Below are 24,231 nucleotides of genomic sequence, written 5' to 3'. Positions count from 1 at the left end.
GCTCACTCCGGTGTGGTCCTCGCGGGGGCGGGGCAGGCACGACTGGATCGCCCGGAGGTCAGCACACCCCAGGTGGGTCCGCGGCGATGCCCGCCGCCGACACCGCCGCGGGTGGGACGAGCTCGCTGTTCGCTCGTCGGCCTACGGCCGATCCCACGCCGGGCGGGCCAGCACCGGATCCCCGCCGCCCCTGACGGGCCCACCCGGACCGTGCTGAGGCAGGGCCGCGTTCCAGCCGCACCACCCAGCACCGCGAGGAGGACCGTGATGAGCGAGCAGTTCCCGATCGTCAACCCCCGGATCGAGGAGGGCCTGGCGCTGAGCGACGCCACGTTCGTCGAGTGGCAGGACGGCTGTGCTGACGCCCACGACATCGTGCCCGGCCGGCACGAGGTCGGCGACCAGGTGCCGTGCCCGCGGTGCCCGGGTGAGCACGAGATCCGCGGGGCGGTCTACGCCCCGATCGCCCACAACATCAGCATCACCGAGGTCGAGCCCGAGACCGAGCCCGGCGACTGATCCGACTCGCGTGCCGTCCGGCTGCGCCGGCCGGGCGGCACGCCCAGGGGCGGTGCCGGTCACGTGCCTGGGTCACCAGCTCGGTGCCGGCCGGGGTGGTCGGGTCACCAGGCCCGGTGCCGGTGGGCACCGCCGGGTGGCCAGCTCGGTGCCGGCCGGGGTGGTTGGGTCACCGGCTGCGGTGCCGGTCGGGTCTGCAGGGTTGCCGTCCGCAGCAGTGGGTGGTGCGGGGTGGGCCTCCGGTGCTCGGCACGACTGGATCGCCCGAAGGTCAGCACACCCGGGGTGGGGCAAGCGCCGACGAACCTGGCCGACCCATCCCGGTGAGACCCCGTCACCTCGGGCAGCACCGGTGGCGGCTGCGTACAGGGTCACACCGGGATGGGCCAGCCAGAACCGCCGCCGGCCCTACGGGCCCCCACCCCGGCCGCGCTGAGGCTGCGCCGCGTTCCAGCCGCACCGAGCACCGGAGGCCCACACATGAGCAGCACCAGCGCTACCCGACGCGTCGACATCGACACCGAGACCGGCCTCTGGGCCCTCGACGGGGTCCTTCCCTCCCAGCTCAGCATCAACGACCAGCGCGTCCTGGAGGACCTGCTCGCCGACCTCTACGAGCCGACCGGGCTCAGCGAGGCCGAGCCCGGCGACGACGAGCCGCCCTTCTGAGGGCGGCTCGCCCGCCAAGGGCCCCGCCCGCCGGGCGGGGCCCCTCCCCTTGTGTTCCGGCGAGGAGGCCCCAGCCGATGCAGATCGAGATCCACCAGACCCACACCACGAAGATCCGGGCAGGGGACCTGCTGCCCCTGGACACGATCGATCGGATACGACACGACTACGACGGCGTCCCCGCACGAGTGGACACCACCTCGTGTGCTCGGGTGGCCGACGTCGTGCACCACGGCAGGGACGAGCCGGTGTCGGTCGTGCTCGACGGCGGAACCGTCATGGAGGCCCGGTCGGGCCGGATGATCGTGGTCGTCCGCGAGGACGCGCCGAGCAGCTGAGACTGACCTCGGCCGCGGCGTCGGCGCACACCGCGCCAGAAGCGAAGCGGTGCCAGTGGGCGGCCGCGGCCGGCGGCCGGGTGGGGGCGCTCACGGCCGCGCCGGGCCGAGGGCTCAGAGCGGACCCGCCTTCGGCGGCACAGCATCGCCCGCGATCACCTGCGGGGCCGGCCGCTACCTGGCCCGTCCACCCCGACCGCACTCTACGGACCACTACCCATGCGGTCCGGGCGCTGCGCAACGCGCGGCGGCACAGGGCCACCACCCGGTTCGGTAGTGCCTGGGTTCGGTGGCGGTTCGGCCGCACCGCGGGCGGGGGTGGGCCGTGGTGACTCTGCAGCCCGGCGGGCGGCTTTCCCGACGATGCCGCGCCGGCCGCACCCGACGCGGGTGACACCACCGGCTTCACGACGTCTGCTCGCCTCGGGCGGGTGGGGTGGTGTCACGCCGGTCGGGCGAGCGCGCGGCCCCGCCGCGCCGCCCGCCGGTCTGCGGGCGAGTCACGTCCCACCGCGACCGCGGTGGGGCTTCCACCGGCCCTGCTTCCCCAGGGGCCGGTGGGAGCGGTTGATTCGTCTGATCGGAGCCCCTCATGGGACAGACCACCACCCGCACTCGCACCCGCGCGACGGCGACGACCCGCACGCGCAAGCGCACGCGGCCGGCGCCGACCGAGGAGCAGCTGCAGGCACGTCGTGAGGCGATGGCGGCCGCGCACGAGGACATGATGGCCCGCCTCGAGCGCCTGGCCGCCGACCCGGTCGAGTGGCTGGAGTTCATCGAGACCGTCGCCGAGTGGGGCGCGCGCTACTCGCTGGGCAACCAGATCCTGCTCATGACCCAGGCTGCCGAGCGCGGCATCGAGCCGCGGATGTTCATGGCCTTCGGCGCCCACGACGGGACCTCGGGCTGGCGCAAGCACAAGCGCACCGTGATGGCCGGCGAGACCGGGTTCAAGATCTGGGCGCCGGTCAAGCGGCGGCTGCGCGAGGACGAGGTCACCGACTACGAGCAGCGCACCGGCCGCAAGATCGTGCGCGACGCGCAGAACCGGCTGCCGATCATTGTCGCGGGCTGGAAGTTCGAGCGGACGTTCGAGCTGTCCCAGACCGCGCCGCTTCCGCCGTGGGCCGACAACTACGAGGTGCCCACCGTGGCGGTGCGGCGCCAGGTGAAGCTGCACGGCGGCAAGCAGGCGGTCCTGCTCGATGGTGACGACCCGACCGGGGTCTACGACGACGTGGTCGCCATGATCCGCGCCGAGGGCTACGACTACGCCCTCGCCGCCCCCGGCAGCGGCTATCTGGGCACGGCCAACGGGGTGACCGTGGCCGGGCCGGACACACGGCTGGTGCGGGTGCGCGACGACGTCAGCCACGCCCAGCGGATCAAGACCGCCATCCACGAGCTCGCCCACATCCGGTGCGGACACCTCGACCAGGTCAGCTTCGTCGCGCCGGTACAGCACCGCGGGCGCGCCGAGACCGAGGCCGAGTCGGTGGCCCACATCGTGTGCGCCGCGTTCGGGCTGGACTCCGAGCCCTACACCGACGCCTACGTCATGGGCTGGGCCGACGGCGACATCGACATCGTGCGGGCCGCCGCGGCCACCGTCCTGCGGGTGGCGCGTGACATCGTCGACGAGCTCGCCCCGATCGCGCCGTTCGACGGCACACGCGACCCGCAGCCCGAGGACCACACCCCGGCGCCGGCGGTGGCGGCGTGAGCGCCGTGGAGTTCGCGGTGACCGTGGTCGACCTCCCGGCCGGCGAGGCGACCCCGCTGAGCGTGGTGTTCGACGAGCTCAAGCTGGTGTGTGTCGACGACGACCCGCCCGCGGCGCGGGCCGGGATCTATCTCGGCGCCACCTACACCAGCACCCAGGGTGGGTACGGGGCGGTGGCCGACGAGCACCTGCCGGGGTTGCTGCGCGCGGTCGCGCCGGGCGCGACCTGGCTGGCCTGGGACGACCCATACGAGGGCTGCCTCGGCACTGCCGCGCTGTATGCCCCGGACCTGGGCGTGTGGACCGGCGAGTGCGACAGCTCCGGCGAGATCTACGTCCCGGCCGCCGCCCTGCCCCGGCCCGAGGTCCTGCAGGTCGACCCGGGCGCCCTCGCCGTCGTCACCGGGCTGGCCTGGCAGGACCGGATCGTCGCGGGTCACCGGGAGCTTGCGGCCGGGTCACCGGCCGCCGGGTTTGTGCCGGTCTGTGCGCCGGTCGAGGCCGAGTGGGACCGCCCGAGTGGGCTGATCTACATCGACGATCCGGTCGCAGGGACCCAGATCGTGCACGCCCCACCCGGGCCGGCGCTCGGCGAGATCAGCGACCCGGCCGCCCGCGCCGCGGCGGCCGCGTTGGCCCAGGGCGGATGGCAGCTCATGCCCACCGTGATCTCCGGGCCGCCATGGCAGCGCGCCGGGCACGCCACACACGTCGCGCAGCTCTACCGCCCCGCGGGCCAGGCGGCTCCAGCCGCGACCTGACCTCGCACGTTCTGCGGTGCCTCGAGCCCGGACCACCGGGCTCGGGGCGCCGCTGTCCCCCGCATCGCTTGCAGAGATTGGACCCCTGTCGATGACGACCCTGGCTGACATTCGCCGCATCTTCTCCGTCCGCGGCCTCGACCCGGACCGGATCACCCAGCCCCCCGCGCCGGGGGAGGCCTCGTTCTTGTTCACCACCCGGCTGGGTGGGCAGGTGTGGTTCGCCCCGCACGAGCAGGACCGCCGGCGCATCGGCTGGGCCTACAGCGCGTGGAACCGGCACGGCGAGCTGACCGAGGCCGGGTGCACCGACACCACCGCCCCCGAGGGGCTGCTGCCTGTGCTGGGGCGCCACCAGAGCTCCGCCACCGCGCCGGCCAGCCCACGCCAGTACGACACCCTGCGCGCGCTGGCCCCCGCTGGCGGGCACAGCCCGTGGGCGATGAGCACGCAGGTGCCGGCGGATCGGTGGATCCTGGGATTGTTCGTGGCCTGGACCCAGCTGCGCGAAGCCGACGGCAGCATCTGCGGCGCCGATCTGACCGAGCATCTCGGGTCGGCGTTCGAGGCGATCGGACTGACCGACGTCGAGCTCGACGACGACGGGCACGCCCCGCTCGACGAGCTCGCCGCCCACGTCGACCCCGGCCCGGCACCCGATGGTGAGGACCCGGCGGTGCCGATGATCGCGGCCTACCTCGCCCAGGCTCTGGACCAGGCCCTCGAACCGGCCCGGGACCGGATACTCGACCACCAGCTCGGCGTGCTCACCGTCGACGACCTGGCCGCCGAGATGGCCGCCGGCCTGCGCCGCAGCGGCCTGCTGGCCCCGGGTGCCGGGGCGGTGAACGCGTGAACCGCCCCGAGTGCAGCGTCGGTGAGATCGGTGCGCGCCTCGCGGCCGCGCTGAGCACCTTCGACGAGCAGACCTGGCGGGTCACCGAGCCCCAGGGGCGGGTGGGGCTGGTCAGCGCGGGCGGTGACCGACTGGAGCTGCACATCCGCGGCTACGGCCCGCAGACCGGGCGGCTGATCGTGCGCTGCGCCGAGCCCGACGACGCCCGCGACGTACCGGACCTGCCCGACCTGGCTGCCCTGCGCACCCAGGTGACGGTCGATCCCGGCAGGCCGGCCGAGCGGATCGCCGCGGACCTGCGCCGCAGGCTGATCACCGCCTACCGCCACGTTCGCCCGGCGGCTCGGGCGTGGCGGCGCGCCGCCGATGCCCTCGCCGACGCCGAGACCGCCATCGTGGCCGAGGCCGGGCAGCACCTGGCCGTGCTGCCCGGCAGCATCACCACCTCCACGTCCTCGCGGTTGCCCGCACTGAGGCTGACCACCGAGCACCCGCACCGGGGCGCGCTCGAGAGCTTGCAGATCAGCCAGGTTCACCTTGCTTTCGCGCCCTATCTGGCCGGGCAGCCCCGCAGCGGGGACCGCCCCCCGGTGTATGCGGACGTGCAGCTACGGGTGCACCCGCGACTGCTCCCGGCCCTGGCCGTGGCCGTGGCCGAGGTTGCGGCGGCCACGGACCTGACGGCGGTGCCGCCACACCAGTGCCCTCACGCACACCAGCTGGTCTGCCCGCACGGTCACGACCACGTGACGGCCAGACAGGTGCAGTGAGGGTCGGCTCCGCGGCTGTGTCCGCCCCGGCCAGGGGCGGACACGCCCCTGGTCGGGGAGCTCACGGCCGAGCAGATGCTCGGCCGCGCCGAGCTGGCCCTGGCCCTGGCCCCCGCCGATGCCGGCGTACCGGTCCGAGACCTCAACACGGCCGGCACGGTCTTGGACTTCGGCCGGCGCGCCGGCTACCTGCAGGACCGGCTCCACGTTCTGCGCGAAGTCGCCCTGTTCGCCCGCGACCAGGCCCGCGACGTCATCTGGCACTGACCACCACCACTGCACTCCCCGACCGGGGGCGCCCACCGCACGCGGTGGGGCGCCCCCGTCGTCGTCTGTGAAGGGACACCAGCCATGGAAGAGATCGAGATCGTCGAGGTACCCGGCGGCCGGGTACGGGTCCTGCCCGACGACGCGCCGCAGTCACCGCGCGACTGGGGCACCGTCGGGCACCTGATACTCGACGTGGCCCGTCACGCGTTGCCGTGGGAAGACCACACCGGCCAGCTACAGCAGCTGCGCGAACGCGGCGGGTGGCGCCTGCCCGCCCGCTACCTGACGGTGTTCCACGACGCCGTCGTGGTGCCGGTCTGGGGCTACGCCCACGGCGACCTCGCCCTGCGCGCCGGGGCACGGGTCGGGTCATTCGCCGACCCGTGGGACTCCGGGCAAGCCGGGCTGGCGTACCTGCTCCGCAGCGAACTGCGCACCGCGTGCGGGGACAGCTACCCCGGTGACGAGCAGGCCCGCGCCTACCTGCGCGGCGAAGTCGAGAGCTACGACCAGTGGGCGAGCGGGCAGGTCGTCGGCTACATCGCCGAACAGTGGACACCGTGCCCCGCAGGGACCGCGTGCGAGCACGGCGGATGCGGCGGTGGGGACTGGGTCGAGGTCGAGGCCTGCTGGGGCATCTACGGCATCGACGACGCGATCACCCAGGGCCGCACCGTGCTGGCCGGTGTACGGCACCCGCGGTAGCGGGCGGCGAGGGCTCGGACGTCGGTCCTGGGGCGTCTGCGGCTCGCCACCGGGGTGCCTCCCGGAGACGTGTCGGGTCTCGGTGTGGAGACGCCCGAAGGTCAGCACACCGCGGTGGGGGTCGCGGCGATGAACCGGCGCCGACACCGAGCGGGTGAGACGAGCTCGCGCTGCTCGTCGGCCTGGCGGCCGATCCCACCCGCTCGGGCCCGCGTCGAACCCCCGCCGCCCCTGACGGGCCCCACCACGGCGCGCTGAGGCAGGGCCGCGTCACCAACCAGCCCGACACGCATCCAGGAGGCACCCATGAACGACCAGACCTACATCGGCAACATCGGCAAGAAGCCCACCTTCGAGTTCAACGAGCACACCGGGCGGGCGCGGCTGCAGTTCTCCCTGGCGATCAACAAGCGCTACCAGGACCGCGACACCGGTGAGTGGCGCGACGGCCGGACCCTCTGGCTGAACGTGGTCGCGTTCGGTCCGGTCGCCGAGAACGCCAGCAACCTGGGCTCCGGTGACCCCGTGGTCGTGATCGGCCAGCTGGCCGACAACTCGTTCACCGTGACCGACGACGACGGCCAGTCACGCGAGATCGCCCGCACCGAGGTGCAGGCCAAGATCGTCACGGCCGACACCCGCAAGGCGGCGATCACCGTCACGCGCCAGCCCCGGCGTGAGCACACCGGGTCGACCACCGCCCCCGAGCCGGTCGCCTGACCCCCGGGCGGCTACCGGGCGGGGCGCCCCACCGACAGCGGCGGCGCCCCGCCCGGTCTCCACTCCCGGCCCTGTCCCGGGGCCGGTCCTGTCCGAGCCCGCATGCGAGGTGAGTAGTGATGGATTTCCTGGACCACGACCTGCCCTGCCGCCGGGAGAACGCGGAGCTGTTTTTCCCTGTCGGTACCGGCCGCCCTGCGGCCCGCCAGGTGGAGCGGGCCAAGGCCGTGTGCCGGCGCTGCCCGGTGACCGCGGCCTGCCTCGATTGGGCGGTTCGGGCCGGCGAGGTCGGGGTGTGGGGCGCAACGACCGACGACGAGCGCCGCCGGTCGCGGCCCCGCACCCCGTGCCGGGCTGCTGCGGAGCGTAGCCCGCGGCAGGCGCGGCGGGCCGCCGCGGTGGCGTGTGTCCGCCAGGGCACTGCGCGCGTCGTTGTGGCCGAGCAGTACGGCGTCAGTCCGCGCACGCTGCAGCGCTGGCTCGCCGCCGCCAGCGCCTGATCGTCGGTGGCGACACCGGACGTGGCGCTGCGCCCCGAGCCCCCGGCTGGGGCTCGTGCGCGCCCGACGACATCTGAGCCGAAACGCCGCCGCCGGCGGCGTCCGCCGGGGTTGATCTCCCCGGCGCTGACGAGGCAGATCCACTTCACTCGGGAGGTATCCGATGTCGATCACCGTGTGCGGGCCCGCCTGCACCACCGAGATCAAGAACAGTGGCCGGCCCTGCGGGGACCCCCAGACCTCCGCTGTGGGGGCGGTGCTCGAGACCTACGAGCACAACGGCTACGACGACAGCGACTTCCTCGCCGTGGTCTGGGACGGCGAGCAGGTCACCACTCGCGAGTACGCCAGCACGCGGGGCTGGACCTACCACAACACCGCCTCGGTCGACGCGACGCCGCAGGTCCGCGAGGCCGCCCTGGCCTGGTACCGGCGCCAGCTGGCGCCCCAGCTGATCGAGCGCGCGCGGGCGCGCGCCAGCGCACCGCGGGTGGGTCGCCGGGTGCGATCGCTGACCCAGCGCGGCAAGAACGTCGGCGTCACCGGTGAGGTCCGGTGGATCGGCCCGGACCGCTACGCCCGCGGCACGAGCGAACGCGTCGGGATCGCGCCCGCCGGCGAGGACGGGTTGCGGTTCCTGCCCGCCGGCAGCGTCGAGGTGCTCGACCCGGAACCGGTCGACGAGCAGACGCTGCACGCCGCCGCCGCGACCGCCCGGCCCGCAACCTGGCGCTGTGCCCTCGACGACCTGCGCGGCCGGGCGGTGGCCTCGTGAGCAGCGTCGCCACCCTCAACCGGCGCCGCTGCCACCCGCGCGCGTTGATCGTGCACGACCTGCTGGTCACGGCCCGCACCGCCCGGCTCACCGCCGCAGAGCAGGGTGTGCTGCGACGGGCCCCGGTCCGCCTCACCGATGGCCGCCTGGCCCTCATCGAGGGCGTGTGCCCGGACGGCTGCCACCGCGCCCGGCAACGCGCGCAGCCCTACGGCATCGCCCCGGCCGCCGATGGCTACGTGGTCACCGCCGCGAACGGTGAACGCATCGGCTGCCTCAGCGCCTACGACCTGACCGCGACCGGCCTGGCCACCTGCTGAAACGCCGCCGACCGTGCCGCCCCGCGTGCGGGGCAATCCGTTGAGCCGTCTACTGCGAAAGGGAACTGTCATGAACCAGCAGAGCAGCACCGATCAGGTCGTGATCGCGCACCTGGCGTGGGTGTTCGGCAACGGCTGGACCGCAGCCGAGGCCGGTCCGACGATGGCCTGCATGGAAGCTGATGCGCTCGCCGCAGCCATCGCCGCAGGTGGACACATCGACGACGCGGCGGTGTGGCTGCGTGGGCACGCGGCCGCCGACAACGAGGAGGACGACACCCACTGGGGCTTGTCCACGGCCGCGCTGCGCGATTACGCGCTGCTGCTGGCCGGGGAGGGCTCGATCGTCGAGGTCCTGCGCCAGGCGCTGCACGATGCGCTGCCCGCCGAGGAGCACGCGCTGCGCGAGACCTTCCCGGTCACCACGACCACGCTCGACCGGCTCGCCGCCGGCACGGTCGACCCGGCCGCCCTGGCGGTGCTGCTGGGCCGGCCGGATCGACCGGTGCGGTCCTGGAGCGCGGCCGAGGACGAGTTGACGGCGGTGCAGTCGTGAGCAGCGATCTGACTGACCTCACTGGGCTGGTCACGCGGTATGTGACCGCGCACGCGGCGCTGGTCGCCCACCCCGATTTCGAGGCGGGCTGCCCCCCGGATCGGCTCTACCACGCCCGCGGCGACGCCGCGGTCGAGGTGGCAGAAGCGGTGACACGCCTCCTCGACGCACAGGGGGCTCAGGACAGCCCGGTGGGCTTGTCCCCCGCCGACCACCACGATCCCACCCAGGAGCCGGTAGACGCCGTCGAGCACATGCGGGTGCAGGACGCGATCGAGCAGCGGCCCCGGGCCGCAGACGCACCGGCGTCGTGGGTCGCCCGAATCACCGGCCCGTGCTGGATTGTCGACGGCAACGACGTGTGGGAGCAGCCGCATTACCCCGGTTCGTTCGCCGCCGCGCAGGCCGCCAAACGGGCCGCCGACGAGGACGGCAACGACCCCCGTCCCATCCGGCAGCTCGACCAGGAGTGTTGGGCTGCAGCCCGGGACGGCTACTTGGTTGAGGACGACGATCTGGGCTTGGTCCACCACTGCACCGAGGGAGAAGCCCGCGCGGCGGCTGGTCCTGCAGGAGACGACACCGCACCGCCCGCCGAGCCCGCGTCGGGTTCGGTCGACGGGGAGGGTCTGCACCCCTCCCACCGCAGCTGAGCTGCAGCAACGACCACCGCGGCGAGGGGAGCGGCTACGCCGCGCTGCCTCTGGCTCGACGGTGTCGGGCCGAGGGTGCGGGCGTGCTTCTCCCGCGTCCAGGGCGCCTGTCGCGTCGCTGTCGCGACAGCCCTGGCGGGCTGCCCTGGACCCGCGAGCCTCTACACGCCCTTCGGGCACGCCCCAAGGGGCAGGCGCACGGCCTGCCCCACCGGCCGGCCCGACACCGAACCCCTCTTCCCCGCTGCGCGCCGCGCGGCTCTCACGAACGGAGACCACCTCTGATGAGCACCCAGACCAGCACTGATGTGTCCCGCAACCGCACCGGTCGGTGCGATGCTGAGCCCCCGCGGCCGGGCAGGGAGGGAGACCACCGCATGCCACGCACCCGAACCCGTCGGCGCGGCCGCCGGCCCGATCCGGAGGTCGTGCGGCTGCGCGGGGTCGCACTCGATGCGGCCGCCGCCGGGCTGTACGTGTTTCCGGTCAAGCCCGGGCAGAAGTACCCCGCCGTGCCGCGGCACGCCGCGCGGCACTGCCGCGGCCGCGGCGGGTGCGCCGACGGGCACCAGGGCTGGGAGCAGCGGGCCACCCGTGACCGTGCCCAGATCTGCCGCTGGTGGTCCGGCGACGATGAATCGTCTCGGTTCAATGTGGGGATTGCGTGCGGCCCGTCCGGGATCGTGGTCGTCGACCTCGACACCAGCACCGACCCGCTGCCCGACTGGGGCGGGGCGACCACCGGCCGGGAGGTCCTCGACCAGCTCACCGACCAGCACGGCGGCGAGCTCACCGACACCTACTCGGTGCGCACCCCCACCGATGGCGAGCACCTCTACTACCGGATGCCGGCCGGGCTCGAGCTGCACAACACCACCCAGGGGACGGGCGGCAGCCTCGGCCCGCTGATCGACACCCGGGCGTGGGGCGGGATGGCCGTCGGGGCCGGCAGCGTCCGCCCGGAAGGCGCCTACATCGTGGCCGAGCACGGCCAGATCGCCGAGCTGCCCGACTGGCTGGCCACGCTGCTCACCCCGGCCCCGCCGCCGGTGCGGCCGGCGGCGACGGTGTCGCTGCCGACCCGGCGGGCCAACGCCTACGTGGCCGCGATCCTCGCCGGCGAGACCGCCGCCGTCGAACAGGCACCGAAGGGGCAGCGCCAGATCACCCTGCTCGGCGCGGCCCGCACCCTGGGCCGCCTCGTCGGGGGCGGGGAGCTCGACGCCGACAACGCCCACGCCCTGCTGCTCGACGCCGCGGCGGTCCACATCGGCGTCGACGAGTTCACCCAGGCCGAAGCAGAACGCACCGTCACGCGGGGGATGGCGTTCGGCGCTCGATCCCCGAGGCGTATCGACCGCCGCCACAGCACCGCCGCCACCGAGAGTCCCGATGCTGCAGGTGGGGAGGCGTCGTGACCCGCCGCTGGCACGCAGTGCGGGTGCACTGGCCCGACGGCCGCACCCACGACGACCAGATCCGCGGCCACACCGCCGGTGAGGCGATCGCCGCCGCGACCGCCAACTGGATCACCGAGAACCCGCACGGGCGCGCGGACCGGATCGAGTACCTCTCCCGCCCCGCCGAGCTCGGCGACCGGGATCCCGCCGGCGGCGAGACCACCAGGTAGCCGGCGGGGTGCGCCTCGAGGTCGTGGCGGGGGGTGACTGCCGCACCCTGCACGCCCGAGAGGGCCCCGGCGATGAACGCGTGCTGACGCCATCCGGGCGGGATCACCGCGCCGGCGAGGCACCGACGGCCGCGGGTGGGCAGTGGTGATCCCACACCGGATGGGCCAGCGCGAACCCACGCCCGGGGCCCACCCGGTCGTGCCCAGAGGAGGTGCTCTCACCCACCGCCACGACCTGGAGGCAGCACATGACCGTTCACGAACCCACCACCGAACCCGCCCAGACCGCCGCAACGCTGGGCGAGTTCATTCCGGACCGGGTCACCCTCCACCGGTGCCCCTGCTCGACCCGGTCGGTGGCCCTGCACCCGGCCGATCGCGCGGGCCGGATCGTGGCCGATCCCGACTGGGGCGAGCACCAGACCGTGACCTGCGGTCAGTGCGGCCGCTATGGGCGGCTCGACCCCGACGACCCGGAGAACGCGACGGTGGTGGTGCTCGGCAGGGCGCCGCTGCCCGCGGGCTGCCGCGACTGCGGCGCCGAGCACGGCGAACCCTGCCGAGAACCGTTCTGCCCCGGCCAGGACGTCCTCGACCCCCACCCCGGTCCTAACCGGGCCGGCGGCGAGCCGGCGGTCTACCAGGTAGCCGCGCTGCTCGGCGACGTTCCCTCGACGACGCGGATCTGGCGGCACTGGGCCAGCCGGCTGCTCGACCCGTCGAGCGGGCGCGGGGGCCGCGCGGCGGCGCGGTCGGCGATGCAGGCCACCCGGGAGGCCCGGCGGCTGCGCCGCGGCTTGCGCCGCGGACCGGCCACCGTCACGGCCGGAGCCGACGACGGCGACGTCTGTGAGCTGCTCGAGTTCCTCGGCGGCCGCGGCGGTGTGGGGGATCAGCAGCAGGCGGTGTTCGCGCTGCGGGTGGTGCAGGGCTGGGGTGACTCGACGGCCGCGGAGCTGCTCGCCGCGGCCGCGGTCTGGCGGGCCGAGGGCCGCGCCCCGTTCTGATCTGAGCAGCCACCCCGGATCCGGGTCGTGGGTCCGGGGTGGGTCTCCCCTTGGGGTGTGCTCGGTCGGTGCGACTGGACCGCCCGAAGGTCAGCACACCCGGGCCGGGGCGAGCGCCGATGATCTGCCGCCGACCCGCCCGGGTGAGACCGCCTGATCGGTTCCAGTGGGCGGCCGGTGCCGGTATGCCGGTCCCCGACTCCAGTCTGGCCGTGCCCCGTGGGCGTGGGCTCCACCTGCCCTCCGGTGCCGGACGTGGGCGCGTGTGCACCCCGGGGCGGGTGGGCGGGTGCGCCGTGGGCACGCCGGGCGGTCTCACACCGGTCGGGCCAGCACCAGATCCCCGCCGTCCCTACCGGGACCCCGGCCCGGGCGTGCTGAGGCTGCGCCGCGTTCCAGCCGCACCGACCGAGCACACGGAGGTATCCGAGATGGCCGAGAAGTTCCGCATGGAGAACGGGTTGCTGCTCAGCGACGACAACACCCTCGTCGAGTTCGCCGACGGGTGCGCCGACCGTGGCGGGATCATCCCCGGCGCCCACGAGGCTGGGGAGACCGTCCCCTGCCCGGAGTGCTCCGGCGAGCACCGGATCACCAGCGCCCTGGTGATCCCCACCGCGCACAACATCACCATCACCAAGGCCGAGCCCGCCGACGACGAGCCCGGCAACTGACCCGCCGCAGCCTGCGGCGCCGGCCGCCAGGGCGGCGGCCCGGCAGTCGATGAGACCCGCATGTGCCCGGGGTGGCCACCACCCCGGGCACACCCATTTCCACCCCCCTTTCTCCTGCGATCCGCGAGGTGTCCTGATGTCCATCACCCACATCCGCCTGTCCATCCCCGGCCCGATGCCGGGCCCGGACCCGCTCGCCGAGACCCGCACCGCGCGGGCGGTCCTGCTGCGGCTGGTCGAGCACGGGGGGACCGCCCTGGAGCAGTTCATCCGGCAGGCCGGGCCCCGTGCGGCGGCCGAGCAGCTCTACACCGGCGAGATCCCCGAGGCGCTGGCCGAGCACGTGACCCGCGGGCAGGTGTGGGCCGCGGCCGCAGGGGCGGCCGCCGACGTCGAGACCGGTTCCCGGTGCGGGGCACGGTTGCTGATCCCCGAGGACGACCAGTGGCCCACCACCACGGCCTTGAGCGGCACGGTGGGGTTGTGGGTGCGTGGCCAGGCCGACCTGGCGGTCCTGTCCGCGGAGATGGTGTGTGTGACCGGGGCGCGCGCGGCCAGCAGCTACGGCACCCACGTTGCTGCTGATCTCGCCGGCGGGCTCGCCGCCCGGGGCTACGCGGTGGTGGCCGGGGCCTCCTTCGGGATCGAGGCCGCTGCGCATCGGGGTGCCCTGGCCGGGCGCGGGACCACGGTGGCCGTGCTGTCGTGCGGTATCGACCGGGCCTACCCGGTCGCGCACGAGAACCTGCTCGAGCGGATCGCGCAGACCGGGCTGCTGGTCAGCGCCGAGCCGCCCGGGGCCACGATGAGCCGCCGCCGTGTGATCGCCCGTAACCGGCTACAGGCCGCCCTCGCAGACGCCACCGTGGTCGTGGAGGCCGGCGCCCGCTCCGGGGCCCTGCACACCGCCGAGGCCGCGCGCGGCTTCGGCGCAGCCGTGATGGCTGTGCCCGGTCCAGCCACATCGGTCCTGTCGGCCGGGCCACACCAGCTGCTCCGGCAGGGCGCGACGCTGGTCACCAACTGCGCCGACGTGGTCGACGCGCTCGGCCTGGAGCCGTAGGGCCTGCTCGGTGCCGGCCGGGGTGGTGTGGTCGCCAGCTCGGTGCTGGTGGGCACCGGCGGTGGCCGTCGGTGCCGGTAGCGGTGCGGGTGGGGCCTCCGGTGGTCGGCACGGCTGGATCGCCCGGAGGTCAGCACACCCGTGCCGGGGCACGCGCCGATGAGCCGCCGCCGACCCGTGCGGGTGATACCGCCCCCGGGCGTCACCCGGCTAGGCGCGGCGGCATCCCCGTGGCCGGCCGCACAGCGGGATCCGGCCCGGCCCGCTGGTCACCGTCGCCGGTCGCCGGGCAGGCACGCGAGCGCCAACCGGGCGGGCGGGGTCGGGTTCGTCGGGGTCGGGAGGTGGTCTCACCCGCACGGGCCAGCACCGGCTCCCCGACGTCCCTTCGGGACCCCGGCACGGGCGTGCTGAGGCTGCGCCGCGTTCCAGCCGCACCGACCACCGGAGGCCCAGATGAGCACGGTCACTACTTCCAGCGCCATCGAGTTCAGCCCCGTCCTGGGGCACCACGTCTACGCCGGGACTGACGTGCCGGTTCTGACCCGGCGTGAGGCCGAGATCGCCGCCGATCTCGTCGAGGACGAGCTGCTCGGCGCGCTGGAGCCGGCCTTCTGAGGGCGGCCCGCAGGGGTCCCGCTCTCGGCGGGGCCCCTGCGCCGTAGCAACGCCGCGTAGAGCGCGGCGACAGGTCCTGCCGGGCCCGAGCTCGCGCGCTATCGGCGCGCGGACACCGCACGCACGATCGGGAGGAGAAGCCACGATGGCATCAGCAGCGAAGGGCAGCGACCAGCTCGGCGAGCTGGACCAGGTGACACGGGCCGCGATCGGGCCCCGCCGGGTCGGGGGGATCTACCGCAGCGGCTACCTGGACTGCCAGTACCGGGTCGAGGAAGTCTTGACCGGGGAGGTGGCCTGGGCGGTGATCCCGTTCTCGGATTTCGCCCTGGTCGAGGTCGACCTCACCGGGCCGCGGGCGGGGCGGTCGCGGGTGCACTGCACCGCCTGGGACTCCCGCCGCGACGAGATCGTCGAGATGCCCGAGCGTCACCGCCGGTGAGGGCACCGACCCGGCGCCGTAGACGCCGCAGCCCGCGCCGGTGGCGGCTGCCGCCAGCAATCCACGCCCGGCCGCGAGGCCGGGCCAGGTAGGCGACGCCGGGAGCGACCCGCCGGTGCCCGGGCAGGTCGGCCATCAGCGCGGGGTCCGAGGAGGGCGGCCGCGCCGGGGCGCGGCCATCGGCCCTACCGGGCCGCGCGCCAGAGCAGGCCGGGATCTCGGCCAGGCCGGGCGGGCGGCGGTGGGGTGGGGCCGCTCAAGGCCGCGGCGGGCCGAGAACCCCGAGGGACCCGCCTGCGGCGGGGCGGATGGGCCTGTCGGCCCTAAAGCTAAGCACGGCCTCACTCAACATCAAGGGCGCTCCGCTGGCGCTCCGCGTCGCCTTCGGCGACAGCCTTCGGGCTGCCCTTGACGTCGAGCCTCGGAGGCCGTGCAACCGCCGCGAAGCGGCAGCGGGGCAAGGCGCCCGCTACCCATCACGGGCCGACAAGCCCACCCGCTACCGAGCACCGGCCAGCGAAGGAGTGCAGTCACGATGAACACCCAGACCGCCGAAACCACCACGATCGACGCTGCCGAGGAGATGGGCCAGGTGGCCGACCTGATTGCGGCGGGTGCGACGCGCGAGGCGCGACGCCGTACCGCGCGGCTCGCCGACACGGCGACGGTGAGCACTCGCGCGCTGCTGGGCGAGATCCTCGCCGCCCTGGAGACCCACCCGGCGGTCACCATTGCGAAGCTGCGGGACCTGTGGAAGGTCAGCGACGAGGACGGGCGCGCGCTGGTGCTGGCGTGCGTGCCGCACGCGGAGCGCCGCGCCGAGGCCGCCAAGCAGGCCGAGCGGATGGCCCAGGCGACCCGCGCGGAGCGGCGCGAGTACGCCCGCCGCCGACCGGGCGCGGTGGTCACCCGCCAGGGCAGCCCGCAGCCGCGGCGCGGCCAGCGCGCCACCGACAACGACACCGCGTCGCGGCGCTACTTTGACGAGCGGGTCGACCCGGCCGAGGTCACCGACGAGCAGTCGGATTACCAGCAGCTCGACTACGACCGCGCCGCCGTGCCGCCCATGCGGGGGCTGCCGTGCGTGGCCGCACCGTGCGGGGTCGAGCGGTCGACCCGTGACCAGCAGCGCAGCCACGACGACGGGTTGTGCGAGGACTGCCGCGACAGCGGCACGGCCGGACTGGCGATCCTGCCCGCCACCGCGACCCGGGCCGATGTCCTGATCGCGCGATGCGAGTACATCGCCGCCACGTCGGCGACCCCGGTCGAGCGCAACGCCCGGCTCAACCGCGACTGGCGGTGCCTGCGCACCGAGGACAAGTTCACCGTGTCCGACTGGCACGCCCGCCAGCCCGCCTGACCCGCACCACCGAGAAAGGGGCCCCGCCACGGCGGGGCCCCTTTCTCGTGTGCCTGGCCGCGCACGGCACGAGCCCCGGGCCGGTCGGTCGGCGGCACGCTGTCGCCGCACCACGGGTCCGCCGGCGGAGCGGATTCCGCGGCCGCCGGCGGATCCGCGAGGCGCTCAGGGCCGCGCCGGGCCGAGCGTTCGGCGGACCCGCCTGGCGGCGGCACAGCCCCGTCCGCGTGGCCACCGAGTCGGCGGGCCGGCGTACGGCGGCAACGGCCTATGCGGGGGTCTGGTCGGCGGCGTCGGGGGCCGGGGTGGCCGGCGGGATGGCCGCCGGGGTGTCGCCCGCGTCCGCTGTCGGGGCCTGCTGGGCTGTGTCGTTGGCGGCGCGCGCCTGCGGCGCGGCCGCTGTGGCGGCAGCCCCGGCCGGGGGCCGTGCCTGCCGCAGGAGGGTCCGCACCCGCTTGACCGCGAGACCGAACATCGCGGCCAGGTCGTCGACCTTGCGGCCGGAGCGGTTGAGCTCGGCGAGGATCTCGCGCTGCCGCTGCTCGATCTCACCGAGCCCGGCATCGGCGTCGTCGCTCACGCGCCGACTCTGCGCCTCGAGGTCGGCCAGCGCGGCGTCCCGCTCGGCAACGACCTGGGCCGCCTCGGCGTCCGCACGCGCGTAGCGCTCGAACGCCTCGTCCTCACGCCGCCGGCGTTCGGCCTCCTCGGCATCGAGCCGATCCCGGGCCGCCGCCAGCTCGGCCACTCGGTCCCGAACCTGCCGGTCCGTCTTCGTCCTGCCCTTGCCTGCCAACGTGCCCCACCTCTGCGGTTCCTCTGACCCTCACGAGCCTGTTCTGGGCCACTCAGTGCTGACCCCGAAGGCGCTCGCAGGGTCACCAGTCGGTGCCCCTGCAGCGTCGAGTGTGGAACGACGGCTGAACGGCAGTCCGGCCGGCGCCACGCAAAATGACACTGCTTGTAGGTGTTCGGTCGGCCAGCTACCCGCTCCTGCATGGGAACCGCGGGGTGCGTTCGATCTGCAGAAGGTGGTGGGGGCGATCCGTGCTGGGGACGTTGCGCACCTCCATCGGAGATGTTTCGAGCCCGCCCTCGTGAGCGGTGGCGCCGGACGTCGGGGCAACAGCACGGCGGTGGGCAGCAGGGCCGAGGGTGCAAAGCAGGAGCAAGCTTATCGGGGGGCGGCATCCTCGTGGGCAGGTCCGGCGGGGGTTAGCACGCGGTCGAGCAGGTCGGTGACCGGGTGGGGGGCCGACCGGTACAGGACGGTGTGCCCGTCACGCGCGGTGCGCACCATGTCGTGCACGCGCAGCAGGCGGAGCGAGTGGGACACCGTGGTGGCCTTGAGCCCGCTCGCCGCGGCGAGATCCGAGACCGAGATCGGACCGTCGCGGGCGATCAGGACGAGCAGCATGAGACGGCTGGGATCGCCGAGCACGGCGAACCAGGCCGCCCAGCCGACGACCTGTCGGGGATGGCTCACCCGGCGCACTCCTCGTTCGCGGCGCATTCCTCGTTCGCGGAAGCGGCGTTCCCCGTCGCGGCGGCCAGGCCGACACGACGGGGGAACGAGCCCTGGACTATCCAGCGGCGGCATCGACTGTGCTGCTGGAGCGCCGCCGCGACCGGCCATCGATCAACGCACCGAACACGAGCCCGACTACGGTCCACAGCACGAGCTGACCGCCGATCGCCGCCACCCGGAAGTCGTAGAACACGGTGGCCGGGAAGTCGGTCGGGGTCTCGGCGACCGTCGGCAGGAGGAACCCGACGATCCCCACCGCGCCAAGATAGGCAGCGGCCGCGACCAGGGTGGCGTTCCATGAACCCATCCGCACGGCGAGGCTGCGGCCCAGCATCACCGCACCGACGGCGAGCAGCACCGACGCGATGATCAGCACCAGGAAGGGTCCGGCGCGCTGCCCGACCGTGGTGTCGAGCGTCGAGGCGGGCGGGTTGGCCGGGTACTTGATGAACGGGACGAGAGCCACGGCGACGAACCCGATCCCCGCGATCACCGCCGCGGTCGCCCGCGCGCTGAGCCGTCCGACTCGCCCGACCACCGAGGCGTACACCAGCGACAGGATGCCACCGACCACCACGCCGTAGATCAGTGCGGCGGTGGCCAGCCCGAGGGTGGCTTGGATCCCGCGGCTGACCAGCGGCTCCTCGGTGGAGGCCTCGCCCGCCGCGGTGGCGACCTGGTCCTCGTAGCCGATGGCCGCCTCGACGGGAGGTTCCCCGAACAGATAGGCGAACAGGAAGTAGGCCAGACCGGCGACCAGCCCGGCGATCATGCCCCGGATCAGCAGGGTCCTCACCATGATGGGTGTCCTGGCCGTCAGTGGCAGGGGAAGCCGAGGAGGTGGCGCCCGTCGTGCACGAACTCGTGCAGCATGCTGCCCGAGATCAGCGACGTGGCGCCCTGGTCCAGGCCCACCAGATACAGCAGCGAGAGCAGGATGACCCCGGCGAACACCGCCCACGGGAGGAGCTGGTTCAGGGGGATGGTCACCGGGGTGGACGCGGGCAGTGCCGCCGCCTGAGCCATGATCGGATCTCCTTGTCGGGGAGGCTGCCGTCCACGCACTTCCGGGACGGCGCCTTCTCTCATCTGAACAGATATTCAGATGAGAAGTGTGGGTGCGGGCCGGATCGGTGTCAAGGGCCGTCAGGACGCTTCGGAGGGGTTGATGAGCAGCAGGATCACACTGGTGTCCCATTCGTCGACTTCGGCCACCAACTCCGCCGCGTTCGCCTCGGACGAGCCGCTCGACGCCCGGGGGGCGGGCTGGGTCGAGCAGGCCCGCGGGCGGCTGCCCCGGGCGGTCCGGGTCCTGACCTCGCCGGCGCCGGCGTGCTGCCAGACCGCCGATGGGCTGGGGTTCTCGGCCGTGATCGAACCGGCGCTGGCCGACTGGGACCTCGGACGGTGGCGGGGCCGGACGCTTGACGAGGTCGCTGCTGCGGAGCCGCACGCCGTGACGGCGTGGTTGTCTGAGCCCGACGCGGCGCCGCACGGCGGCGAGTCGCGCGTGCAGCTGCTGGCCCGCGTGGCCGACTGGCTCGACACGGTGCCCGACGATGGTCACACGGTGGCGGTCACCCATTCGGCTGTCGTGCGGTCTGCGGTGCTCGTCGCGATCGGCGCCCCGCTCTCGGCGTTCTGGCGCATCGACATCGCCCCCCTGACCGCCACCCAGCTTCGGGGATCGCCTGGTCGGTGGACACTGCGATCCACCGCCGCGCCACTCGTCTCGCGACAGGACTAGACCGATTTGCGGGGCCGGGCCGGCCTGTTGCTCGAACCGCTCGTGGTGGTCAGTGGCCCGGGCGCGGGCTGCCCGGGCTGGGGGTGGTGCTGTAGCGCTCCTCGATCCGGCCGAACTTCCAGATCGCCAACGCGACGAGCCAGGTGATCACGAACAGGGCGACGACGGTGTAGCCGACGTAGTTCAGGTCGAGGGTGCCGATGGCGGCCAGTGGGCCGGTGTCGATGCCGAGCTTCTCCGTGAGCAGCCCGATCAGCACGATGACCCCGACGACCAGTGCGACGACGACGGAGAGCACGGTGACGGTCAGGTTGTAGAAGACCTTCCGGACGGGTTTGAGGAATGCCCAGCCGTAGGCGCGGGCCATGAAGATGCCGTCGGCGGTGTCGAACAGGCTCATCCCGGCGGCGAAGAGCACCGGCAGGACGAGGATGGCGTACCAGGGCAGGGTGAGCGCGGCGGAGCCGGCGGCGAGCACGAGCAGGGCGACCTGGGTGGCGGTGTCGAAGCCCAGTCCCATGAGCAGTCCGACCGGGTACATGTGCCAGGGCTTGCTCACCCGGCGCATCACCCGGCCGAGCAGCCGGGCCAGGAAGCCGCGGTTGTGCAGCTGGCGCTCCAGCTCGGCCTCGTCGAGCTCGCCGGTGCGCATCTGGCGGAACACCCGGGCGATGCCGATCACGGCGAACAGGTTCATCAGCCCGATCAGGATCAGGAACACCCCGGCCACGATGGTGCCGATCAGCCCGAGGGTCTGCTGGAGCTGGGAGTTCTCGTCCTGGACCGGGCCGACGAGCACGCTGACCCCCAGCGCCAGTAGCAGCGAGAGCCCGAACACCACGCTGGAGTGGCCCAGGGAGAACCAGAAGCCCACCCCAAGGCCGGGCTTGCCCTCGCCGACCAGCTTGCGGGTGGTGTTGTCGATCGCGGCGATGTGGTCGGCGTCGAAGGCGTGGCGCACCCCGAGCAGGAACGCAGTGAACCCCAGTCCGACTCCGAACACCCCGGTGCTGCCCAGTGCCAGGTTCTGCGGGGCGATCACCAGGACCAGCACCCCCCAGCCCACGACGTTGAGCAGCAGGACGAACCCGACCATGCCAAGGATGGACAATTTGTCGGCCCGGTCCCACCGGGCGGCGGCGCGTGTAGTGGCCACGGGGGGCGAGAGCACGTCACTCATGCGGGTAACTATCCGACACAAACTGGTCGTTGCATAGATGCGGCGATAAGCCGCGTGACGCGGTGTTCCGCAACCTTGGTTGTGGGACACCACCGCCCGCCCCGCTCCCCCGCCAGCAACGGCGCTGGTCGCGCCGTCCCGAATGTCAGGTCCGCCGCCGCGTGTCGCGGCGCAGCTACGAGGCTGATCATCGGTACGGTCCGGGTGTGGATCTGGGCTATGCGCGGGTCTCGACCGCGAAGCAGGACCTCGACCGGCAGCTGCACGCGCTCGCCGAGGTCGGGATCGCGCCCGAGCGGACGTTCGTGGACAAGAAGTCCGGCTCGACCACCGACCGGCCCGGGCTGCGCGCGCTGCTCGGGTACGCCCGCGACGGCGACGTGATCGTGGTGCACACCCTCGACCGGCTCGGCCGCACCGTCCGCGACACCCTGAACATGATCCACGAGCTGACCGAGCGCGGGGTCGGGGTGCGCAACCTGGCCGACCCGATCTTGGTGGACTCCTCCCGCCCGGAGGACCCGATGGCGCAGCTGGCGGTGGTGTTGTTGGCGTTGTTCGGGCAGATGGAACGCACCTACATGCTGGAGCGGGCTGCGCACGCCCGCGCGGTCGCCACGGCGAAGGGGCGCCGGACCGGGCGGCCGTCGGTGGTGGACCCGCACAAGCTGAACTACGCGGTGCACCTGCGCGAGGCCGGGGACACGATCGCGGAGATCGTGGCCAAGACCGGGATCGCGCGCACCACGCTGTATCGGCACCTGCCACCGCGGCCGGCGACGTCGCTGACCGCGGCGGGCACTCCCGGCGCGCCGGAGCGGGAGGAGTAGCCGCCTATGTCCGCGGTCGCGCGCCGAGGCTCTCCCACGGGTGGAGGGTGTCCCGGGTGCGGAGCGCGGTCGAGCAGCGTCGAGTCCGCGGCGCGGTTGCGCGCCGAGCTGGCGGTGCGCTGGCTGGTACGCGAGGCCGGCGAGCTGGTGGTCCGCGGGTTCTGCCGCGGCTGCGTCCCGTCCGGACCGGTCAGCGAGGTGGTGTGTGCGTACTGCGGGGACGGGCCGCTGCTGGCCGGGGCGCTCGCCGACGCCGACCCCACGGCCGACCCCGCGGTAGGGGGGTGGTTGGTCGCGCAGGGCTGGGCGTTGGACCCGGTGATGACGTGCCCGCCGTGCCGGCAGGTGTTCGGTCGGGCGAGGTCGTCGTGACGACGCACGTCGACGCGCAGGTGAAGGCGCTGTTGGTGGCGCGGCTGCGGGAACAGCGCGCGGCGGGTGCGTTGACCAGCGCCGAGGTTCGGCGGGCCGCGGCCGGGGTGGGGGTGGCCGAGCGCACCGTGTGGGGGTGGCTGGCCACAGATCCGGCCGGGCTGGAGCGGCGGCCGCGGGCTCGTTACGTGGTCACCGAGGCCGACCGGGACGCCTACGCCCAGTGGCACGGCAACGTGGCCGCGGTGCATCGGGATCTGCATGCCGGCCGGGCGGGGGCGCCGTCGCTGCGTCGCCTGCAGGAGGCCTTCACCCGGGACCTGACCCCGGCCGAGCGGGCTGCGGTGGTGGACGGGGTCGAGGGCCGGCGGCGGCATGAGGTGTACCTGCGGTGGGCGCCGAATCGGCGCAACGCGTTGTGGGAGGGCGACCACACCGAGCTGCCGGTGCAGGTGCTCGCCCCGCGGGCGCAGCGGCCGCGGAAGCCGTGGGCGACGCTGTTCATCGACGGCTTCTCACGGCTGATCATGGGGTGGGCGTTGTCGCTGTACCCGACCTCGGCGGTGGTACTCGCGGCGCTGCGGCAAGGCATGGTCCTCGACGCGGCGCGGGGCCCGTTCGGTGGGCTGCCGGAGGCGCTGCGCCCGGACCGCGGGCTGGAGTTCATGGCGACCGCGATGGCGCGCTCGTGCGCCGCGCTGGGGATCGACCTGTTGCCCACTCCGCCCTACACGCCGCACCGCAAGGGCAAGGTCGAGCGGGTCAACCGGACCCTGGACCAGGAGTTCCTGTCCGGGTTGCCGTTCTACACCCACGGCCCGCGGGGCGCGGACGGGCGGTTGTTCGGGCCGGACGCCGACCCGATGAGCCTGGAGCTGTTCAGCCATCACTTCGCCGACTGGATCACCGAGTACAACCTGCGGCGGGTGCACAGCGAGCTGGCCGGGCAGACCCCGCTCGGGCGCTGGCAGGAGGACGCGACCCCGCTGCGTGAGGTGCCCGGCGAGCAGCTGCGGTGGATGTTGATGGCCGACGTCGAGCGGACGATCAACAAGGACGGGGTGCACTTCGAGCGGGTGCGGTTCATCGCCCCGGAGCTCAACGGGCTGGTCGGCGAACGGGTCGGGGTCCGCTACACCCCGCACGACCTGCGGCAGATCGAGATCTTCCGCGGCGACACCTGGTTGTGCACCGCCTACCCGCAGGACGAGCTGACCGCCGAGCAGCGGGCCGCGGTGCTGGCCCGGCGCCACGCCGACGCCGCCGAGCTGGGCCGCCGGCAACGCCGCGCGAGCCGGCGCGCTCGGGCCCGGCTGGCCCCGCTGACCGCACCCGGACCGGGCGAGGACACCACGGTGGTCACCGCCGAGCAGGACCGCCAGGAACAGCGCGAGCGCCACCATCGCCGCGACGACGACGGGCGGGAGATGCGCCGGCTGGGCCGTACCGACCTGCTGGGCCTGCACCGTGACTTCGAGTACTGGAACCCGCCGCGTGACCCGACGCCGGCGGCAGCACCCGAGGCAGGGCCGGCGGCAGCACCGGAGGCCGGGCCGGCGCGCGGCGCAGCCGACAAGCCCGGCGAGGACAAGGCCGGGGCCGACCTCGGGGGCACGGTGGAGGACGGGAAGGGGTAGGG

The 24,231-nt window shown here is 73.9% G+C and carries 32 protein-coding genes and 1 other RNA gene; 28 read left to right on the top strand and 5 right to left on the bottom strand.

The genetic code is table 11. From position 1 onward, the window contains the following. Positions 1–267 precede the first annotated feature (267 nt). From ZF1_RS28470 to ZF1_RS28355, 24 genes are all read left to right on the top strand, one after another. On the top strand, positions 268–519 hold the full coding sequence (locus tag ZF1_RS28470; protein ID WP_357440216.1) for a hypothetical protein: 252 nt from the start codon (positions 268–270) through the stop codon (positions 517–519). 480 nt (positions 520–999) lie between these two features. Next, positions 1,000–1,188: a hypothetical protein gene (locus ZF1_RS28465; RefSeq protein WP_482638827.1), complete on the top strand. Its 189-nt coding sequence runs from the start codon at positions 1,000–1,002 to the stop codon at positions 1,186–1,188. A gap of 77 nt (positions 1,189–1,265) precedes the next feature. Continuing rightward, a complete protein-coding gene (locus ZF1_RS28460; protein WP_357440221.1) occupies positions 1,266–1,526 on the top strand; it encodes a hypothetical protein in 261 nt (86 codons plus the stop codon). Positions 1,527–2,118: 592 nt separating this feature from the next. After that, on the top strand, positions 2,119–3,252 hold the full coding sequence (locus tag ZF1_RS28455; protein ID WP_482638826.1) for a hypothetical protein: 1,134 nt from the start codon (positions 2,119–2,121) through the stop codon (positions 3,250–3,252). Beyond that, positions 3,249–4,013: a hypothetical protein gene (locus tag ZF1_RS28450; RefSeq protein WP_482638825.1), complete on the top strand. Its 765-nt coding sequence runs from the start codon at positions 3,249–3,251 to the stop codon at positions 4,011–4,013. Before ZF1_RS28455 ends, ZF1_RS28450 begins: the two co-directional genes overlap by 4 nt. A gap of 91 nt (positions 4,014–4,104) precedes the next feature. Continuing rightward, positions 4,105–4,869, top strand: a complete 765-nt coding sequence (locus ZF1_RS28445) for a hypothetical protein (RefSeq protein WP_482638824.1) — start codon at positions 4,105–4,107, stop codon at positions 4,867–4,869. After that, entirely contained in the window at positions 4,866–5,639 is a 774-nt protein-coding gene (locus ZF1_RS28440; RefSeq protein ID WP_482638823.1) for a hypothetical protein, read from the top strand. The genes ZF1_RS28445 and ZF1_RS28440 overlap by 4 nt, the downstream gene beginning before the upstream one ends. A gap of 75 nt (positions 5,640–5,714) precedes the next feature. Next, positions 5,715–5,906 (top strand): hypothetical protein, encoded by a 192-nt coding sequence (locus ZF1_RS28435; RefSeq protein ID WP_357440234.1) that lies wholly within the window; start codon positions 5,715–5,717, stop codon positions 5,904–5,906. Between the two features lie 84 nt (positions 5,907–5,990). Continuing rightward, entirely contained in the window at positions 5,991–6,614 is a 624-nt protein-coding gene (locus ZF1_RS28430; RefSeq protein WP_281010741.1) for a hypothetical protein, read from the top strand. Between the two features lie 306 nt (positions 6,615–6,920). Continuing rightward, positions 6,921–7,334 (top strand): single-stranded DNA-binding protein, encoded by a 414-nt coding sequence (locus ZF1_RS28425; RefSeq protein WP_281010742.1) that lies wholly within the window; start codon positions 6,921–6,923, stop codon positions 7,332–7,334. Positions 7,335–7,453: 119 nt separating this feature from the next. Continuing rightward, a complete protein-coding gene (locus ZF1_RS28420; RefSeq protein WP_482638822.1) occupies positions 7,454–7,834 on the top strand; it encodes a WhiB family transcriptional regulator in 381 nt (126 codons plus the stop codon). A 76-nt stretch (positions 7,835–7,910) separates the two neighbouring features. Beyond that, positions 7,911–7,978: hammerhead ribozyme type II (locus tag ZF1_RS28415), an RNA gene on the top strand. A gap of 19 nt (positions 7,979–7,997) precedes the next feature. Next, positions 7,998–8,609, top strand: a complete 612-nt coding sequence (locus tag ZF1_RS28410) for a hypothetical protein (protein WP_482638821.1) — start codon at positions 7,998–8,000, stop codon at positions 8,607–8,609. Then, entirely contained in the window at positions 8,606–8,929 is a 324-nt protein-coding gene (locus ZF1_RS28405) for a hypothetical protein (RefSeq protein ID WP_482638820.1), read from the top strand. The genes ZF1_RS28410 and ZF1_RS28405 overlap by 4 nt, the downstream gene beginning before the upstream one ends. Before the next feature lie 70 nt (positions 8,930–8,999). Then, positions 9,000–9,485, top strand: coding sequence for a hypothetical protein (locus tag ZF1_RS28400; RefSeq protein WP_482638819.1), 486 nt, complete (start codon positions 9,000–9,002; stop codon positions 9,483–9,485). Continuing rightward, positions 9,482–10,138, top strand: a complete 657-nt coding sequence (locus tag ZF1_RS28395; protein WP_482638818.1) for a hypothetical protein — start codon at positions 9,482–9,484, stop codon at positions 10,136–10,138. The genes ZF1_RS28400 and ZF1_RS28395 overlap by 4 nt, the downstream gene beginning before the upstream one ends. A 377-nt stretch (positions 10,139–10,515) precedes the next feature. Continuing rightward, complete coding sequence (locus ZF1_RS28390; protein WP_482638817.1) at positions 10,516–11,556, top strand: bifunctional DNA primase/polymerase; 1,041 nt, start codon at positions 10,516–10,518, stop codon at positions 11,554–11,556. After that, complete coding sequence (locus ZF1_RS28385) at positions 11,553–11,768, top strand: hypothetical protein (protein WP_281010748.1); 216 nt, start codon at positions 11,553–11,555, stop codon at positions 11,766–11,768. The genes ZF1_RS28390 and ZF1_RS28385 overlap by 4 nt, the downstream gene beginning before the upstream one ends. Positions 11,769–12,016: 248 nt before the next feature. After that, the gene (locus tag ZF1_RS28380; protein WP_482638816.1) at positions 12,017–12,775 is read left to right on the top strand and encodes a hypothetical protein; all 759 of its coding nucleotides are present in this window, start codon (positions 12,017–12,019) and stop codon (positions 12,773–12,775) included. Between the two features lie 431 nt (positions 12,776–13,206). Beyond that, positions 13,207–13,449, top strand: coding sequence for a hypothetical protein (locus ZF1_RS28375; RefSeq protein WP_482638815.1), 243 nt, complete (start codon positions 13,207–13,209; stop codon positions 13,447–13,449). A 136-nt stretch (positions 13,450–13,585) separates the two neighbouring features. Continuing rightward, positions 13,586–14,512, top strand: coding sequence for a DNA-processing protein DprA (locus ZF1_RS28370; protein WP_281010753.1), 927 nt, complete (start codon positions 13,586–13,588; stop codon positions 14,510–14,512). 456 nt (positions 14,513–14,968) lie between these two features. After that, the gene (locus ZF1_RS28365) at positions 14,969–15,130 is read left to right on the top strand and encodes a hypothetical protein (protein ID WP_357440259.1); all 162 of its coding nucleotides are present in this window, start codon (positions 14,969–14,971) and stop codon (positions 15,128–15,130) included. Between the two features lie 145 nt (positions 15,131–15,275). After that, entirely contained in the window at positions 15,276–15,572 is a 297-nt protein-coding gene (locus tag ZF1_RS28360; RefSeq protein ID WP_357440262.1) for a hypothetical protein, read from the top strand. A gap of 535 nt (positions 15,573–16,107) precedes the next feature. Further along, a complete protein-coding gene (locus tag ZF1_RS28355; protein ID WP_482638814.1) occupies positions 16,108–16,935 on the top strand; it encodes a hypothetical protein in 828 nt (275 codons plus the stop codon). 268 nt (positions 16,936–17,203) lie between these two features. On the opposite strand, the gene ZF1_RS28350 is transcribed toward ZF1_RS28355, so the two are convergent. The 4 genes from ZF1_RS28350 to ZF1_RS28335 form a co-directional block, all read right to left on the bottom strand. Continuing rightward, positions 17,204–17,683, bottom strand: a complete 480-nt coding sequence (locus tag ZF1_RS28350; protein ID WP_337826776.1) for a translation initiation factor IF-2 — start codon at positions 17,681–17,683, stop codon at positions 17,204–17,206. 426 nt (positions 17,684–18,109) lie between these two features. Next, a complete protein-coding gene (locus tag ZF1_RS28345) occupies positions 18,110–18,421 on the bottom strand; it encodes an ArsR/SmtB family transcription factor (RefSeq protein WP_208622872.1) in 312 nt (103 codons plus the stop codon). Between the two features lie 97 nt (positions 18,422–18,518). Further along, complete coding sequence (locus ZF1_RS28340; protein WP_100877264.1) at positions 18,519–19,262, bottom strand: CbtA family protein; 744 nt, start codon at positions 19,260–19,262, stop codon at positions 18,519–18,521. 17 nt (positions 19,263–19,279) lie between these two features. Next, a complete protein-coding gene (locus ZF1_RS28335; RefSeq protein WP_100877263.1) occupies positions 19,280–19,489 on the bottom strand; it encodes a CbtB domain-containing protein in 210 nt (69 codons plus the stop codon). 88 nt (positions 19,490–19,577) lie between these two features. On the opposite strand from ZF1_RS28335, the gene ZF1_RS28330 reads away from it, so the two are divergent. Next, positions 19,578–20,210 carry a histidine phosphatase family protein gene (locus ZF1_RS28330; RefSeq protein WP_392702576.1) on the top strand — a complete coding sequence of 211 codons (633 nt, stop codon included), beginning with the start codon at positions 19,578–19,580 and terminating at the stop codon, positions 20,208–20,210. Positions 20,211–20,259: 49 nt separating this feature from the next. Here ZF1_RS28330 and nicT read toward each other — a convergent pair whose 3' ends face one another. Next, positions 20,260–21,390 carry a Nickel transporter NicT gene (gene nicT, locus ZF1_RS28325; protein WP_208622871.1) on the bottom strand — a complete coding sequence of 377 codons (1,131 nt, stop codon included), beginning with the start codon at positions 21,388–21,390 and terminating at the stop codon, positions 20,260–20,262. Between the two features lie 206 nt (positions 21,391–21,596). Here nicT and ZF1_RS28320 point away from each other — a divergent pair, with 206 nt between their 5' ends. From ZF1_RS28320 to ZF1_RS28310, 3 genes are all read left to right on the top strand, one after another. After that, positions 21,597–22,220: a recombinase family protein gene (locus ZF1_RS28320; protein WP_100877261.1), complete on the top strand. Its 624-nt coding sequence runs from the start codon at positions 21,597–21,599 to the stop codon at positions 22,218–22,220. Positions 22,221–22,334: 114 nt separating this feature from the next. Continuing rightward, a complete protein-coding gene (locus ZF1_RS28315; protein ID WP_482638813.1) occupies positions 22,335–22,592 on the top strand; it encodes a hypothetical protein in 258 nt (85 codons plus the stop codon). Continuing rightward, positions 22,589–24,229 (top strand): Mu transposase C-terminal domain-containing protein, encoded by a 1,641-nt coding sequence (locus tag ZF1_RS28310; RefSeq protein WP_100877259.1) that lies wholly within the window; start codon positions 22,589–22,591, stop codon positions 24,227–24,229. Before ZF1_RS28315 ends, ZF1_RS28310 begins: the two co-directional genes overlap by 4 nt. The last annotated feature ends 2 nt before the right edge of the window (positions 24,230–24,231 follow it).

The organism is Pseudonocardia sp. ZF1 (assembly GCF_056835605.1).
This window is presented reverse-complemented; position numbering and strand designations above follow the sequence as displayed.

Excerpts from the sequence above, each read along its gene's own strand:
- ZF1_RS28445 (WP_482638824.1), top strand. The coding sequence starts at position 4,105 with ATGACGACCCTGGCTGACATTCGCCGCATCTTCTCCGTCCGCGGCCTC.
- ZF1_RS28455 (WP_482638826.1), top strand. The coding sequence starts at position 2,119 with ATGGGACAGACCACCACCCGCACTCGCACCCGCGCGACGGCGACGACC.
- ZF1_RS28335 (WP_100877263.1), bottom strand. The coding sequence starts at position 19,489 with ATGGCTCAGGCGGCGGCACTGCCCGCGTCCACCCCGGTGACCATCCCC.
- ZF1_RS28370 (WP_281010753.1), top strand. The coding sequence starts at position 13,586 with ATGTCCATCACCCACATCCGCCTGTCCATCCCCGGCCCGATGCCGGGC.
- ZF1_RS28400 (WP_482638819.1), top strand. The coding sequence starts at position 9,000 with ATGAACCAGCAGAGCAGCACCGATCAGGTCGTGATCGCGCACCTGGCG.
- ZF1_RS28470 (WP_357440216.1), top strand. The coding sequence starts at position 268 with ATGAGCGAGCAGTTCCCGATCGTCAACCCCCGGATCGAGGAGGGCCTG.
- ZF1_RS28355 (WP_482638814.1), top strand. The coding sequence starts at position 16,108 with ATGAACACCCAGACCGCCGAAACCACCACGATCGACGCTGCCGAGGAG.
- ZF1_RS28380 (WP_482638816.1), top strand. The coding sequence starts at position 12,017 with ATGACCGTTCACGAACCCACCACCGAACCCGCCCAGACCGCCGCAACG.
- ZF1_RS28375 (WP_482638815.1), top strand. The coding sequence starts at position 13,207 with ATGGCCGAGAAGTTCCGCATGGAGAACGGGTTGCTGCTCAGCGACGAC.
- ZF1_RS28420 (WP_482638822.1), top strand. The coding sequence starts at position 7,454 with ATGGATTTCCTGGACCACGACCTGCCCTGCCGCCGGGAGAACGCGGAG.
- ZF1_RS28340 (WP_100877264.1), bottom strand. The coding sequence starts at position 19,262 with ATGGTGAGGACCCTGCTGATCCGGGGCATGATCGCCGGGCTGGTCGCC.
- ZF1_RS28360 (WP_357440262.1), top strand. The coding sequence starts at position 15,276 with ATGGCATCAGCAGCGAAGGGCAGCGACCAGCTCGGCGAGCTGGACCAG.
- ZF1_RS28390 (WP_482638817.1), top strand. The coding sequence starts at position 10,516 with ATGCCACGCACCCGAACCCGTCGGCGCGGCCGCCGGCCCGATCCGGAG.
- ZF1_RS28425 (WP_281010742.1), top strand. The coding sequence starts at position 6,921 with ATGAACGACCAGACCTACATCGGCAACATCGGCAAGAAGCCCACCTTC.
- ZF1_RS28365 (WP_357440259.1), top strand. The coding sequence starts at position 14,969 with ATGAGCACGGTCACTACTTCCAGCGCCATCGAGTTCAGCCCCGTCCTG.
- ZF1_RS28430 (WP_281010741.1), top strand. The coding sequence starts at position 5,991 with ATGGAAGAGATCGAGATCGTCGAGGTACCCGGCGGCCGGGTACGGGTC.
- ZF1_RS28410 (WP_482638821.1), top strand. The coding sequence starts at position 7,998 with ATGTCGATCACCGTGTGCGGGCCCGCCTGCACCACCGAGATCAAGAAC.
- nicT (WP_208622871.1), bottom strand. The coding sequence starts at position 21,390 with ATGAGTGACGTGCTCTCGCCCCCCGTGGCCACTACACGCGCCGCCGCC.
- ZF1_RS28465 (WP_482638827.1), top strand. The coding sequence starts at position 1,000 with ATGAGCAGCACCAGCGCTACCCGACGCGTCGACATCGACACCGAGACC.
- ZF1_RS28460 (WP_357440221.1), top strand. The coding sequence starts at position 1,266 with ATGCAGATCGAGATCCACCAGACCCACACCACGAAGATCCGGGCAGGG.
- ZF1_RS28435 (WP_357440234.1), top strand. The coding sequence starts at position 5,715 with ATGCTCGGCCGCGCCGAGCTGGCCCTGGCCCTGGCCCCCGCCGATGCC.